The organism is Paraburkholderia sp. UCT31 (assembly GCF_014397655.1).
Classification (GTDB): domain Bacteria; phylum Pseudomonadota; class Gammaproteobacteria; order Burkholderiales; family Burkholderiaceae; genus Paraburkholderia; species Paraburkholderia tuberum.
The window spans coordinates 1-14,523 of sequence record NZ_VZQP01000096.1 but is presented as its reverse complement, the minus strand read 5'-3'; the positions used below and the strand labels follow the sequence as shown (position 1 = coordinate 14,523).

Sequence of the window (14,523 nt, the reverse complement as noted above, 5' to 3'; positions counted from 1 at the left end):
TCATGATTCGGCTCCTGCTGGAGAACGAGGCGGATTGCCTCATTCGCCAACATAAAACCGCGTGACCGGCCTCGCCCTGACCTCCCGCGTCGGACCGGAGCCCTCTACCGCGCGAGCGGTTTCGTTCCCCGGCCATGAAGAGACGTTCGCCAAGCCGCCCGAGTGGACACTCATTCGTCGGCTTCACGCTCGCTAACGGTCGTTCGGCCTTCGGACAGTGCGTCGGGTGTTCGGCATTCCATGCGCGATCGTGCCGACATACATAAGGGCATACTCGGTCCCCATGCTCCGCGTTGACGTAAATCCACTGGGTCTCGCCGACGCAATGCACGAAGACGTCGATGCGTGTCTGGGCGCCGACGACCCATTCCAAAAAGCCCACCTCGCGATCGACAACACCGGAAGTGTTGTGACTAATATTCGAGAATACTCGTAGCGTCACCTGCCAGTTATTGCCTGGGGAAACTGTTCGCGCAACCGCTTCTTGTTGATTTTCCCGACACTTGTCTTCTCCAGCGAGTCGACGAACTTGACGATCTGCGGCACCGCATATTTGGAGATCACCCCTTTGTCACTGAATGTGAGGACGTGCCTGGTGATTTCATCCTCGGTGACCGGAGGAGTGTGGTCCTCTGCGAGCACGATCAACGCCACCGGGCGTTCGCCCCATTTCGTATCTTGGACTCCGATTACGGCAACCTCAGCAACGCCTGGATGTCGGGAGATCAGACTTTCGATTTCGAGCGAGGACACCCACTCGCCGCCGGACTTGATCACGTCCTTGAGACGATCGGTGATCTGCAAATAGCCATCAGTGCCGATGCTGGCGATGTCCTGCGTATGCAGATAGCCGCCCGCCCACAGTTGCGCGGAGGCCGCTTCGTTTTTCAGGTAGCCTTGGGTCAACCAGGGCGCGCGCACGACGATTTCACCCGCCGCCTTGCCATCGTGCGGCATGTCGCGCATCTGCTCGTCGACAACGCGTAACTCAACCAGCGGTAACGGCAGGCCCGTAGTGCAGCGCAAGCGCAACTGTTCGGCGGCATCACGCGTAGCGTCCCCCGGTTTCAGTTGCGCGAGGCTGAGGGCGGGACAGGTTTCGGACATGCCGTATCCGGCGAAAATGTCGATGCCCCGTTCGAGCGCCGCGCGCGCCAAACCATGAGGCAACGCACCGCCGCCGATCACGACCTTCCAGTGGCTGAGATCAATATGTCTGGACAACGACGAACTCAGCAGCATGTGCAGAATGGTGCCGACGCAATGCGAGAACGTGACGTTTTCATCGCGTATCAGTTCGAGCAATCGGTCCGGAATGTAGCGGCCGGGATAGACTTGCTTCACACCCAGCATGGTCGCGACGTAGGGCATGCCCCATGCGTGTACATGAAACATTGGCGTGAGCGGCATGTACACGTCGCCGCGATGAAAGCGCTGGCCACTTACAGGGCTAGCCAGTGCGGCCATCATTGAAAGGGTATGTAAAACCAATTGGCGATGGGTGAAGTAGACGCCCTTTGGTAATCCGGTGGTGCCCGTCGTGTAGAACGTAGTGGCGCGAGTGTTTTCGTCGAAGTCTGCAAAGTCGAACCTCGGCGAGCTTGCGGCGAGAATCGCTTCATACTCGGTGGAGAACCGGATCGTGTGTGTGCATTGCGCGCCGTCGTCGTCGATCAGAACAATGGTATGCACTGTTTCGAACTGCTCCTTGATCGCTTCGATCGTCGGCAGGAAATCGGTATGAACGAGCAGCACCTCGGCGCCGGCATGATTGATCGTGTACAGGATCTCCGCCTGGGACAAGCGGACGTTGACGGTCTGCAATATGGCTCCCATCATGGGTACCGCGAAATAGCATTCGAGGTAACGATGACTATCCCAATCCATGATCGCCACTGTGCTGCCATGTTCTACGCCAAGGCCGCTCAGACCGTTTGCCAGTCGCGCAATGCGTTCTGGCAGGATCGAATAAGTCAGCCTTCGGTTGCCGAGATAAACGATTTCCTGTTCGGGTGCATGGGCGAGCGGCGTATGCAGCAACTGCTTGATCAATAGTGGGTACGCATAGGCTGATACCTTCGTATCCGTCGCCTGCTCTTGTACTGTTTGTCGGTTCATTACGGCACCTTCCGGTTGTGTCATGTGTATCGACTAGGAACGCCAGATCATAAAATCTTTACGTCGATTATCGTCGATCGCCCGTATCGTTTTTGCCTATTCCAATGGAAATAGGCGGACTGCTGAGGAAGATGAACTGAAATCGTGAATAAAAGAATCATAAAAACCCGACATCGGAAAACGATGTAACGGGTCCGCGCAGGTGGTTGACCAATGCTTGTTCTGCAGGCGCTGGATACCGGCCGGGCAACGTCATCACGTACAGCGAGTCTTGCTGTGCTCGTGCAGGCAACTGTAGAGAGGTTTCCCGGAGCGAGTTCATCACTTTGTAACTGATGCTGATCATTTCGACACTCCTCGCATTGGGAATTGCCCGAGTTTCCTAACTGCTCTCCACTAGATACTTGGTATTTCTGATCCATTGGCGCGCACACCATCGAGCGCCCGATCAACGCTCGGTCGCCAGGTTGACATTTCTCGCGCAATTGTCGACGTCGATGTCGAATCTGACAATCTGCCTCTGCAAGACGGGCATGCGGTTCAATGCCCGGAAGATGTGTCGCCGAGATCTAAAGTGACGAAAAGATAAAAATGCGTGACGAGAAGAATAACGGGAAATCAGCTGCGTCCTTACACTGAATCGAGACGCGACGCCTGTCCGGCGCGGTTTCCCGTCGCGACAAGGCTGTTGCAGGATTGATCGCCTTATTACCCTTTAAGAGGTTGCTTGATGAAACTTAGAGACAAAGTGGCACTCGTTACCGGCGCGGGGCCCGGGCTCGGCAAGGCTTGTGCGGAAGCGCTGGCCAAAGAAGGCGCACGCGTGGTGATTTGCGATGTCAACGATCAGTCGCTGGAAGAAGCCCGCGCCGAAGTCGAAGCATGCGGTGCCGAATGCCTCGCCTTGCGATGCGATGTTTCGTCCAGTTCGGAGGTGAGCAATCTGTTCGCGCAGGTCGTCGCGCGCTTTGGGACACTGCACATTCTGGTCAACAATGCAGCGCTGACTCCTAATCGTCCAATTGACACAGAGCGTCGCAACAAGCTGTATGCGTACATGCAAACGCCCGTACCGCGCCAGTCGCTGGGGTTCACGAGTGAGATTGACGATGAGGAGTGGCACCGTTATTGGGGCGTCAATGTCCACGGCGTCTTTTATTGCACACGGGAGGCGTTGAAGCTGATGGAGCCGCAGCGCGACGGGAAGATCATCAATATCGCGTCGATTGCTGGACTGTCGATCAAGAGCGCGCATAGCCCGCATTACTGCGCAACCAAGGGAGCGGTGATTGCATTCACGAAGTCGGTTGCATTCGAAGTGGCCGGCGCGAATATCTTCGTCAACGCGATGGCGCCGGGCGGAGTGGCCACCCCGGCATTTAACGACTATCTCGACAAAATCGGCGACGAAGGTCGCAATCGACTGTGGCAAAGCTGCCCGCTGGGCCGCTTTGGTACTGTGGAAGAGTACGCGTCGACTGTCGTCTATCTGGCGGGTGAACACTACCTGGTAGGTCAGGTGCTCAGCCCGAACGGCGGCTCGGTCATTTGACCACTGTTATATGAAATCGAAATGTACGACGGCTGCCAAGCCGATACTCCCCCGCCGAATGCTCGGCCGGTCTGGTGAATCATCCTTCATTTATCGTCTTGTGACGTATCTACGAATGCTGTCGTATACAACTCAACACGGAGAGACACGTTGCAGACTGACAAAACGGCGCTACCGCTAGCGGGCGTGCGCGTCCTGGACCTCTCCCGCATTCTTGCCGGACCTTGGTGCGCCATGGTGCTGGCCGATCTGGGCGCCGAGGTCATCAAGGTCGAACATCCGGAAAGGGGGGACGACACGCGTGACTGGGGGTTGCGAGTCGGTGCTTCCGAAACGGCCTATTTCAATAGCGTCAACCGGAACAAACGTTCCGTCGGCCTCAACTTGCAGTCGACAGAAGGTGCTGAATTGGCGCGCGCATTGGCAAGAGAATGCGACATCGTCATCCAGAATTTCAAGGTCGGTGGTGCAGCGAGGCTTGGGCTTGGCTATGACGATTTGCGTGTCGATCGCGAAGACCTGATTTACTGCTCGATTTCCGGATACGACCACACCGGTGCTGAAGCAACGCGGCCGGGCTACGACCTCGTCGTTCAGGGGGAAGCGGGCCTGATGGGTATCAATGGGGAGGCGAATCAGCCGCCGTTGAAGTTTGGCGTGGCGGTCGTGGATCTGTTCACCGGCATGTACTCAGCGCAGGCGATACTGGCCGCGCTGTATCAGCGGCAACGCACAGGCCAGGGTCGCTCGATCGAGATGGCGCTGTTCGATTGTGGATTGACGATCACCGCGTACTACGGCCTCGAAGCCTTGCTGATGGGCGGCGATCCGCCGCGCTACGGCAACGCGCATCCGTCGATTGTTCCTTACGGTGTGTTCGACGCTGCCGACGGCCCGCTCGTGATCACGGTCGGCAACAACGCGCAGTTCTCCCGCTTTTGCTGCGATGTTATCGAGCGACCGGACCTTGCAGCCGATCCGCGATTCCAGACCAACCTCGACCGGTCAAAGCATCGCGATGCGCTTCTTCCTGAAGTCAATCGCGAACTTGCTAAACGCACGCGTGAGAGCCTGCTTGATCGGTTGGTCCGCTCGAATATCCCTTGCGGTGAAGTATTGGGCTTGCACGAAGCATTGACGTCAAAACGCGTCCGCGATGCCGGACTCGTGACGTCGCATCCGCATCCAGTGGCCGGCGCGATCGATGTATTTGCGCCGCCATACCGCTTCGACGGCAAGCGCTTGCCGGTGCGTCGCATCCCCCCGCCATTGAGCGAAGGAACGTCTGAAGTACTGGGTGAATTGCTCGATGTGTCCGCTGAGCGGTTGCGCGAGTTGAAGGCCGCCGGCGTCATCTGATCATGCTCGCTCGGGCGAAATCGAAGAATCGTCAATGAAACCGCCAGTGACGTGCGCGATGCACTCGTCACATCTACCAGGGCATACCGGCGACACCGCACCGCCGTTCTTCTTCGCATCGACCTCCCGCCTCTCAAGCCTGAACGACGCCCCCCGGGCACGGAGCCATCGCCCGCGCCCGGTCCGTGCACGTTCTGCGACCCTGCACCGCAGTATTTTTCTGGCGCCGCGCGCAATGACTGCGTACTCGCATCCGGCCTACGGAAAGCAAGCGCACGTGTTAGCAATCGTCCGCAAACGCGGACATGCGAAGAGGGTAAGTCCCGATGCTTGCTGTGACAGGATGATAAAACCACATGACGACATGACAAATGGGAGGACCTGCATTTCCTTAAAGTTGAATGGACGGACCAGCCCACGCGGCCGGTCATCCCTTACTACTGGAGATGCTTATGAATTTTCTCGACGATAGCCTTTTCCCCGAAGTTCAGGAAAAACTGGTGATCCAGGTTGCGCCGTACGGACCGCAATGGCTGCCGACCGACTCGGACGACATTCCGGTGAGCATGGATGCCCAGATCCAGAAAGCCGTCGATTGCTATAACGCGGGCGCCACCGTCCTTCACATGCACGTGCGGGAAGAAGACGGCAAGGGCTCGAAGCGCCTCTCGAAGTTCAACGAGATGCTGGGACTGCTGCGCGAAGCGGTGCCGAAGATGCTTCTGCAGGTTGGCGGTTCGATTTCGTTTGCGCCGGAAGGCGAAGGGAAGGACGCGCAGTGGCTCGACTACGATACGCGACACATGCTCGCGGAGCTCAACCCGAAGCCCGACCAGGTCACCATCACGATCAACTCCAGCCAGATGAACATTTGCGAGTTGCTCGCACCCGACGACGTGGCCGGCACCATCCTTGAAAAGCCTGAGTACTTCAAAGCGTATTCGGAAATGGTCGTCGATGCGAAGCCGTCGTTCTTTATCGAACACCTGCGACGTCTTTCGGAAGCGCGCATCCAGCCGCATTTCATGCTGGGCCATGTCCATCAACTTGAGAGCGTCGAACGGCTGATCCGGCGCGGCCTGTACACCGGTCCGCTGATTCTCAACTACGTCGCAATCGGCGGCGGAGCAGCGGGTCTGCATCCCGCCGACCTGATCGAGTTCGTGCGTCGTACGCCCGACGGCTCGGTGCTGACCATCGAGAGCGCAATGCGCGCGGTCTTGCCGATGAACGCGATGGCAATTGCGATGGGACTGCACGTGCGGGTGGGGATCGAAGACAACCTGTGGGGACGCAAGGGCGAACGCATGACGTCTGTCCAGCAGATCGAGCAGACCGTGCGGATCGCTCGCGAACTGGGGCGCGATGTCGCCAACGGCGAAGATGCGAAGCGCATCTACAAGATCGGCAAGTGGTATCAGAGCGCCGATGAGACGGTTGCGGCCCTCGGTATGGCTCCGAACCGCAAATCCGCCCAGCGCGGCTTTACGGTGCCGGGCCACGGCTAAACCACGAGCGCATCGGCCGGAGTCCTTGCTTAGGAGCGGGGGCGGCCGATCGGTTATCGGCAAGCCGGTGCGCGATTGATCGGCTGAAAAAGTCTCGCGCGGCGCGGCAACCTCTATCTTCCAGTACACACAGTCAAATGACCGCGAAACAACCAACACCTAACTACGACGTGATGCGCGCCGCGGGCCTCGTGGACCCCACGCTGGACCCGCTCGCCCAGTGGGACCCCACATGGACCGAGTCCTTCATGAAGCTCGGCCAGAGTACGCAGACGAGCGACGTCCTCGAGCCACAACTGGCCGCACTCGTCCGGCTGAACATCGATGTGACGGCGACCCATCTGTATGGTCCCGGCGTTCGCCGCCACGTGCGCGATGCGTTGCACCTGGGCGTGACCCGCGCGCAGATCATGGAGGTGTTCAAGCTCGCAAGCGTGATCGGCATTCATGCCTGCGCGCTGGGGGTGCCGATTCTCGCCGAAGAGCTGGCGCACGCGGGTATTGCCGACGAAGCCGCTCCCGCTTCGGCCACGCCTGTGTGCGATAAGGTGCGCGCGAACGGTATGTTCAATCCGTTGTGGGAAACGATTTATCGCTGGGACCCGCAGTACCTCGAGAAATTTCTCGCGATGGGACTGGGGTTGTGGACCGACAACATTTTGCCGCCGCTATGGATCGAGTTTCTGTGCATCGCCGGTGATGCCGCCATCACCCATCTGTATGCGCATGGCACACGCCGTCACATCCGCGCAGCACTCGAGTTGGGTGCAAGCCGGGAGCAGATTCTCGAAGTGCTGAAGATCGTGAGCCTCCAGGGGATCGAAGCCTGCGAGGTCGGCGTGCCGCTGCTTCAGGCGGAATTTGAAGAATACGAACGAACTCGCCGATGAGAACGAGGTTAATCGGACGTGCAGGCTCCGTGTCTGCGCCTGCGAAGCAGCGGGGCGGAGCCTGCGATAACCCGATGTCCTGCGCCCAGACGCCGACGTATCAAATGCTGTGATGAAAGCGGCGCACAGTCACGCGAGCCGCCTTGTTCAGAGGAGAAGACACCATGAGTGATAGCGTTTTGCAGCCTCAGGCCGCAGCAATGGGCGAGTCGCGCACGTCACCCGAAGTGCGGCAGACATACCGCAGGATTGCATGGCGCCTGCTGCCGTTTTTGTTTCTCGCCTATGCGGTCAACTCGATCGACCGGATCAACATTTCGTTTGCCAAGTTGCGCATGGCGCACGATCTCGGTCTGAGCGATACAGCCTATGCGTTTGGCGCCACCGCGTTCTTTGTCGGCTACATCCTGTTCGAAATACCCGGTAACCTGTACATGCAGCGCGTCGGTGCGCGCGCGACGCTCACGCGCATCATGGTGCTGTGGGGCATGGTCACCGCGCTGACCTGCTTCGTCAACACGCCGGCGCGTCTGTATATCGCCCGCTTCGCCTTGGGCGTCGCGGAAGCAGGGTTCTTTCCGGGCGTGATCCTTTACCTCACTTACTGGTTTCCGTCATGGAAACGGGGGCGCGTGACCGCAATCTTCTTCATGTCGGGATTTGTGGCCGGGATGGTCAGCGGGCCGCTCGCCGGTGCGATCATGACCGGTCTCGAAGGCTGGTACGACATGAAGGGCTGGCAAGTGCTCTTCGTCCTCGAAGGACTGCCCGCTATTGCGCTTGGCGTATTCGCGTGGTTCTGGCTCGACGACAGTCCTTCGCACGTCACGTGGCTTACCGATCGCCAAAAGGTCATTGTGGCCGAGAACCTTCGGCTGGATCAGGACTCGCGCACGCACGAAAGTCAGTCATTCGGACAGGTCGTGCGGGACCCGCGGGCCTATGTCCCCGGCATTGTGTTTTTCGCGCTCTATTCGGGGACCAACACGGTTGCGTACTGGATGCCTTCATTGCTGCAAGAGGGCGGCATCACCGATTTGCACCGCATTGGCTTGATAGCGAGTGGCCCCTACCTCCTCGCCCTGGCCTCGATGTATCTGCTCGGACGGAGTTCGGACCGGCGGCTCGAACGCCGCTGGCACCTCGCCGCGACGATGCTGACATCCGCGGTCTCGTTCGGGTTGATGCATGTGCTGCAAGCCAACGTGTCGCTCTCGACTGTCTTCATGACCATTGGCGCCGCCGCGTGCCTGGCCGCGGTACCGCTCTTTTGGACGATCCCGCCAGCGTTTTTCAGCGCAAGGGCCGCGGCGGGCGGCATTGCGCTCGTCAGCAGCATCGGTTCGCTGGCGGCAGTACTGAGTCCCATCACGGTTGGTGCGATCAAAGCGCGTACTGGCAGCCTGTATGTTGCGTTTGATGTCATCGGCTGCATGTTGCTGATCGGCACCGTCGCGCTGCTCGCCGGCATATCGGCCGCCCGGCTTCGTGAACGCCAGTAAGGCCTGTTGTCATTCATATTTCCGATAACACGGCCCGTGCGGAGTGCTCGGGTCCGTTTGGAAAGGGTAAAACGGGCGTCCGTTCGAAGTCGCCGTAACAGCCGGGGTCAGCGCTTGTCTCATCTTGACCGGCGTAAGTGAGCAACTTAGACATCCGAAATGTATAGAGCGCGAACCGGCATTAAGAGAAGGATTGCGGCGCCATGTGAAGCGTATGGCGCGAGCAGTCTCGAACGCAGGCAGTTGTAGATTTACCAATGCAATTGACAATCAGGAGACTGTATGAAGTTGAAATGGGTAGCTGCAGCCGCTATGGCCGTGATCGGGAACTCGGCTCACGCGGACTCGTCAGTAACGCTGTACGGCGTCCTTGACTCGGGTCTGCTGTATCAGAGCACTTCCGCGGCGGTCGTTAGCGCCAACCCTTCGACGTTGACTGGACTGCCGCCGGGTACTCGTCTGCCGCCGGCTGCGGCGGCTTCGGTCGCGAATGCGCTGCGCAACCTCGGGGCGGTCTATCGCTTCAAGGACGGGGGCATCTATTCAAGTGTCTGGGGTATGAAGGGAACCGAGGATCTAGGTGGCGGTTACGCGGCAAACTTCAGGCTGCAAGGCTCGTTCGACACTGGCACCGGAAAGAATGGTCAGTCGGACACGGCGGGCGTCCCGGGGTTCTTCAACCAGATCGCGACAGCCGGCGTAAATGGCCCGTTTGGCTCGATCAATGCGGGTCGGCAGATTGCGCCAATGATCTATGCGATGGGGGAGACGGACGCTCGCCACGCACAGTATTTCGGCAGTATTCTGGGTGCCTGGATCGGCCTGAACTCAGCGGCGGGCTGGCCTGGCACCAGCACCAATGGACCCATCGGCGCGTTATACGACAGTAACGCGATTGTCTACAGATCGCCGAACTTCTACGGCATTAGCGCTGATCTGGAATATGCGCCGGGCGGTGTCGCGGGACATTTTCAGGGCGGCACGCGCGAGTCGGCGGTGCTGAAATACTCGGGCTATGGTCTGAGGCTCGCTGCGCTGTACTACACCGGACACGATACGAATCCGTTCACGACGGTGTCGTCCACGGCCGCGACGGCGGTGCCCGCGACTGGGCTGAACAATAACCGCTACTGGTACGTTGGCGCGCTCTACACGATCAAGGACTTCTCGGTTTCGGCGTCATATAGCAATGGCGCGAATCCGGCTCCGCGCAGTGCGTTGAATCCGAATGGCGGTACGAGCCTCGATCTGTATTCAGTCGGCCTCGGCTACCGGTTCACGCCGGCGTTCAATGTCTCGAGTGGTCTCTACTACATCAAGGACAGAAACGATTCAAAGAACACTTCGCTCGAAGTGGCGGCCGGCGCTGACTACAGCCTTTCCAAGTCAACCGTCGCCTATGCACAGGTGGGTTGGGTCAATAACCACGGTGATATGACTCAAGGCATTACCTATGGCGCACTGGTCGCGCCGGGAATGGGCACGGCGGCGGTCAATATCGGATTGCGTCATAACTTCTGACCGGCTGAGAAACCGGCTTGCGCGACATGCCTCGGCAGGCCGGTTGTTTCGTCGCCCGTCGCACGATGCGACACCAATGCCGCGCGAGCTTCAGCAGAGGCAGACTTGAACCGCAGGTATCGTATTCAACGTGTGAAGCTGATTATCCCGGATTGGCTTCGGGCGTAGGTGCGGTTCACGGCGCGTCGACGGAGCCAGCTCGAACGCGTGCTTTGGACTTGCGCCACTCGCTGGGGGTACAGCCGTACCACCGCCTGAAGGCCCGCGTAAAGTTCCCTTGATTCTCATACCCCAGCCGCATCGCCACTTCGGCGATCTGGATATCCGTCTGGCCCAGCAACTGATCTGCCAGATTGCGTCTGACATCTTCAAACATTGAGTCATAGCTGGTGCCAAGTTCGCTAAGGTGGCGATAGAGCGTGAACCGATGTATCGCGAAGAACTCAGCGACTTTCTGCGACGTACAGCCATCAGGTAATAGCTTTTCGATCACCTCTCTGACACGAGAGCTGAAGTCTCCGCCCTGGCGATCCTGCAGCTCACTCATGTGCTGATAAAGGAAACGCGCAAGTTGCCGGTCGTGACTAAACCTTGGCTGGTCGAGCAGCAACTGTGGAAACAGGACCTCGTATTGAGCCTGGCCAAACCAGACCGGCGCCTGGAAATGTTGCTCGTACAAGGCGCTCGCTTTTGGCTTGCGGAACGCGATCCGTACAAGAGTCGGCCGCCACGCCCGACCGAGGATCAACTCCAGAATCCGGACATTTGCCGCGAGGTACGCCGTGAGCAAATGCCGCGCACCAGGAATGTTTGGGTCGATCGAAACCGACATGCAGGCGTAGCCTTCGTCTTCAGTCATCTGGACGTGCAATCCCCGATACCAGAGTCCGCAAAAACGAATAAGGCTTTCGATCGCCTCACGCACTGTTGGCGCATTGAGGACAAGGAAACGCAATGGCCCTACATTATCGAGCGTCGCACGTTGGCCGAGGAGCAATCCTACGTGTTCGCAGCGCATCCGCTTTGCTGCGGCTTCCAGGATCCGACCATGCGTTACCGTGGCGAGAGGAGTCAACGGCGAAGCCATCGCCTCTCGGGTGACACCGAAGGATTCAAGAAGCGCCCATGGGTCCACACCATGTTCGAGCATGACGACGGGCAGCGAATTGAGCGCGCCGATCGGGATGGACTTCTCCTCTTTGGATGCGCCCTTCATCTTTGGGTCTCCTCCTGCCGGAGTTCGTGCATTAAGGGGTTCGGGACATTGATGGCGGCGCGATATTGTAGTGCCGGGCAACGCGCGCTCTTTGGCGGGTCCTAGGTGATTTCCTTGAAGAAACAGAGATGTTGTCGGACATGATTTTATCAACAAAGCGACCGACTGGCGTCACAGCAGTGGGAAACGAAAGAAGCACAACGCGTTCGTATTCACGCGCTTGCGCAAGACATGACCATGACGTTTTGGCCTCTATGTCGCCTTGATGGTGCCCCCGCTGCGCGATCGGCAACGCGCCGGCGATTACGAAGTGGTTCTTGCGGATCACGTTGGAAATGCCTCCATTGACGAAGCGCCCAGCGAGCCTTCGCCGCATCCGTTGATCTGACCAGACATCGCGCAATCGCGAGCATGAAGCTGCGCCAGGTGCATCTGGAATTTTGCGCCAGAAGGAGAAATCAGGCTGGCAACGAGCGACACACCTTGGCGCAACGCGACGGCTTTCGTCGTAACTGAAACACCACCTCAATCTTTTTCGGAATCAAGGTTTTCAAAATGAGCGTCCGAATCGCTCGGCGGATTCAACCGGTCGATGCAACACAATGAATGTTTGATCCTCGGTTGATAAACGCGCCGCCTGGTCGGAAAAGGCGCGGTGGCATTGATATCCTCTCTCTGCCATGACTGGACCTGTTCGACGCGACAGGCTACCGAGCCGGCGAAATGCCGCTGGCTGGCGACAGTCTGCGCAGCAAGATCGACACCTATACCAACGTATCGCCGGCTGACCACATGGATTAAGCGACGATCCCAATGTAGGGATGGTTCAATCGTTCGCCTCGGTCTATCGTTCTTTCAAGCGGGAAAGTCTCATTCCGCTGAAGAGCGACCCGAATCAGACAGCACGAGGTGAACGGTTCCATGGACAAGTTCATGAGCATGCGCATCTTCTCCCGAGTAGTCGAGGCGGGAAGCTTCAGCGTCGTTGCGGAGCATATGAGTTGCAGCAAGGGGAACGTATCGCGTGCCGTCTTGTCACTCGAAGACCAGCTGCAGGCGCGGCTCCTGCAACGCACGACACGTCGGGTATCGCTGACGGAACCCGGCAAGCGCTACTACCAGAAGTGCAAGAGGGTCCTGGCCGACCTCGACGATGCCGAAGCCGAGGCACGCGACGCCCACACCCGCGCGCGGAAAACTCTGCGTTCACTGCGTAACCGATCTCGGCCTCGGACAGTTGACGCACTCGATCATCGAATATCGCAGGCGTTTTCCTGCCGTTTCAGTGCATCTTAAGTTCCTGCCGCGTATGGCGAACCTGATCGCAGACGAGGTGGACGTCTCCATCGTGTCCGCGCCGACGCTGCCCGACTCGCGCAACGTATGCAAGCTGATCTGGCAATGCGAACGTGTGCTGGTGGCCGCGCCCGGCTTTCTTCAGACGCATCGGATCGAAAGAGCGAGCGACCTCGAAGATCATGCGCTGACGCCGATCCCCTTCAACGCCAAACCCGATGACCATCCCATCAGGTTGAGCCTCGTCAGGTCCGCGGAACCTGAAGCGGGCAGCCAGTTCGTCATCAACGACACCGAGGCGACCCGTCTCGCGACGCTGGCAGGCGCAGGCATCGCGGCATTGCCGGTCCATTGCGTGATTGACGACATCCGGAATGGAAAGCTCATTCAGTTATTCCCTGAGTGTCGTCTTCAACGCACGAGAGTGTTCGTCGTCTATTCATGTAGACATCATGTCGACGCGAAGATCAAAACCTACGTCGACTTTATGACGTCGCACCTGAGGGAAACGCTCGATAGCAGTTTCGGGAGCGTGCCCGCCAGTGAAGCGCTCAATCGCGTTGCGCAGATTCGATTGGCTTCGGGCCTTTCTGATGTACGCAATACAACCTGAACCGTCAGATATTTATCGTCGTTGGTCAATTAAAAACGCGCTGTGTGACTTTCTTTCGCGCGTGATGGAGAACGCAAGATGTATACGATCAGACTACCTCGCATTCGGGCAAGCTATGTCGTTGCCGCGTGTATTGTGGCAATTGCCGCAATGTGTGAGTCTCAAACGCCCGGTCTGATGCAGGCCATTCTCGTCGTCGGTGCGAATGCGCAATTGCCGCTCGAATGGCTGGCCGCAGAGAGTCCAGAGAACGCCGAGCCCTCGCCTGTTGCTACCGTCGCCGACCGTTCCGAACGGAAGGCGCATGTCCCGACGCAAGGCCGCCCCGCCACGCAAATGCTAGAAGAATACAACTCTCCCGTGCGCATTCGACGCGAGCGCCGTAGCATGACTGGCTACGAGCGAAGCGTGACCAGTTTCAAGTACTGGACGTAGACTCACCGCGCACTTCATTCACCCGTTCTCATCGATACACAAGCGGTCGCGATCGGGCTGAATCTCTGAGGTGGAGACTCGCCCCGATGACGATCACGCACGAACAAGCCATGTCGATGAGCATCCCGTCCAAGCCGCTGGCCTACGACTCTCAATGCTGCGATCTTGCCATACATAAACCGTACAGTTTATTTTCGTTGACGTGGGGCGGTGACCTTGATAACTATACTGACCAGTATTGTAAAACGCGAAAGGGAGTAGGAGATCATGCAAGAGAGATATTTGACAACGCGCCAGACCACCCGGATCGTCATCGTCGGCGGCGGCATCGCTGGACTTCTGCTCGCGACCAGGCTGGGCAACACGCTTGGCCGCAGCGGCCGCGGTCAGGTCACGTTGATCGACAAAAGTGCAACCCATATCTGGAAGCCCATGCTGCACACCATCGCGGCAGGCACTCGCGATGTCCAGCAACAGCAGGTCATCTATCTCGCCCACGCCCGCGACCACGGC

Annotated in this window: 14 protein-coding genes; 10 read left to right on the top strand and 4 right to left on the bottom strand. The window is 58.5% G+C overall.

All coding sequences use genetic code 11. The annotated features are described in order from the left end of the window. Nucleotides 1–438: 438 nt before the first annotated feature. Complete coding sequence (locus F6X40_RS39260; protein ID WP_187631584.1) at nt 439–2,118, bottom strand: fatty acid--CoA ligase; 1,680 nt, start codon at nt 2,116–2,118, stop codon at nt 439–441. Nucleotides 2,119–2,275: 157 nt separating this feature from the next. Then, entirely contained in the window at nt 2,276–2,464 is a 189-nt protein-coding gene (locus F6X40_RS39255; RefSeq protein WP_187631583.1) for a hypothetical protein, read from the bottom strand. Between the two features lie 402 nt (nt 2,465–2,866). Here F6X40_RS39255 and F6X40_RS39250 point away from each other — a divergent pair, with 402 nt between their 5' ends. The 6 genes from F6X40_RS39250 (at nt 2,867) to F6X40_RS39225 (ending at nt 10,450) form a co-directional block, all read left to right on the top strand. Continuing rightward, nucleotides 2,867–3,670: an SDR family oxidoreductase gene (locus tag F6X40_RS39250; RefSeq protein WP_316251886.1), complete on the top strand. Its 804-nt coding sequence runs from the start codon at nt 2,867–2,869 to the stop codon at nt 3,668–3,670. Between the two features lie 150 nt (nt 3,671–3,820). Beyond that, a complete protein-coding gene (locus F6X40_RS39245; RefSeq protein WP_187631581.1) occupies nt 3,821–5,029 on the top strand; it encodes a CaiB/BaiF CoA transferase family protein in 1,209 nt (402 codons plus the stop codon). 452 nt (nt 5,030–5,481) lie between these two features. Further along, nucleotides 5,482–6,537 (top strand): 3-keto-5-aminohexanoate cleavage protein, encoded by a 1,056-nt coding sequence (locus F6X40_RS39240; RefSeq protein ID WP_187631580.1) that lies wholly within the window; start codon nt 5,482–5,484, stop codon nt 6,535–6,537. A 137-nt stretch (nt 6,538–6,674) separates the two neighbouring features. Continuing rightward, complete coding sequence (locus F6X40_RS39235) at nt 6,675–7,427, top strand: carboxymuconolactone decarboxylase family protein (protein WP_187631579.1); 753 nt, start codon at nt 6,675–6,677, stop codon at nt 7,425–7,427. 164 nt (nt 7,428–7,591) lie between these two features. After that, nucleotides 7,592–8,929, top strand: a complete 1,338-nt coding sequence (locus F6X40_RS39230; RefSeq protein WP_187631578.1) for an MFS transporter — start codon at nt 7,592–7,594, stop codon at nt 8,927–8,929. 282 nt (nt 8,930–9,211) lie between these two features. Then, nucleotides 9,212–10,450 (top strand): porin, encoded by a 1,239-nt coding sequence (locus F6X40_RS39225; RefSeq protein ID WP_187631577.1) that lies wholly within the window; start codon nt 9,212–9,214, stop codon nt 10,448–10,450. A 175-nt stretch (nt 10,451–10,625) separates the two neighbouring features. On the opposite strand, the gene F6X40_RS39220 is transcribed toward F6X40_RS39225, so the two are convergent. Both F6X40_RS39220 and F6X40_RS39215 read right to left on the bottom strand, forming a co-directional pair. Next, nucleotides 10,626–11,666 carry an AraC family transcriptional regulator gene (locus F6X40_RS39220; protein WP_187631576.1) on the bottom strand — a complete coding sequence of 347 codons (1,041 nt, stop codon included), beginning with the start codon at nt 11,664–11,666 and terminating at the stop codon, nt 10,626–10,628. A 31-nt stretch (nt 11,667–11,697) separates the two neighbouring features. Then, the gene (locus tag F6X40_RS39215) at nt 11,698–11,994 is read right to left on the bottom strand and encodes a hypothetical protein (protein WP_187631575.1); all 297 of its coding nucleotides are present in this window, start codon (nt 11,992–11,994) and stop codon (nt 11,698–11,700) included. Between the two features lie 593 nt (nt 11,995–12,587). On the opposite strand from F6X40_RS39215, the gene F6X40_RS42970 reads away from it, so the two are divergent. The 4 genes from F6X40_RS42970 to F6X40_RS39200 form a co-directional block, all read left to right on the top strand. Next, the gene (locus F6X40_RS42970; RefSeq protein WP_262421719.1) at nt 12,588–12,962 is read left to right on the top strand and encodes a LysR family transcriptional regulator; all 375 of its coding nucleotides are present in this window, start codon (nt 12,588–12,590) and stop codon (nt 12,960–12,962) included. Then, a complete protein-coding gene (locus F6X40_RS39210; RefSeq protein ID WP_262421718.1) occupies nt 12,904–13,575 on the top strand; it encodes a substrate binding domain-containing protein in 672 nt (223 codons plus the stop codon). Before F6X40_RS42970 ends, F6X40_RS39210 begins: the two co-directional genes overlap by 59 nt. 78 nt (nt 13,576–13,653) lie before the next feature. Further along, complete coding sequence (locus F6X40_RS39205) at nt 13,654–14,010, top strand: hypothetical protein (protein ID WP_187631574.1); 357 nt, start codon at nt 13,654–13,656, stop codon at nt 14,008–14,010. A 282-nt stretch (nt 14,011–14,292) separates the two neighbouring features. After that, the coding region (locus F6X40_RS39200) for an NAD(P)-binding protein (protein ID WP_187631573.1) at nt 14,293–14,523 on the top strand (231 nt) is incomplete at its 3' end.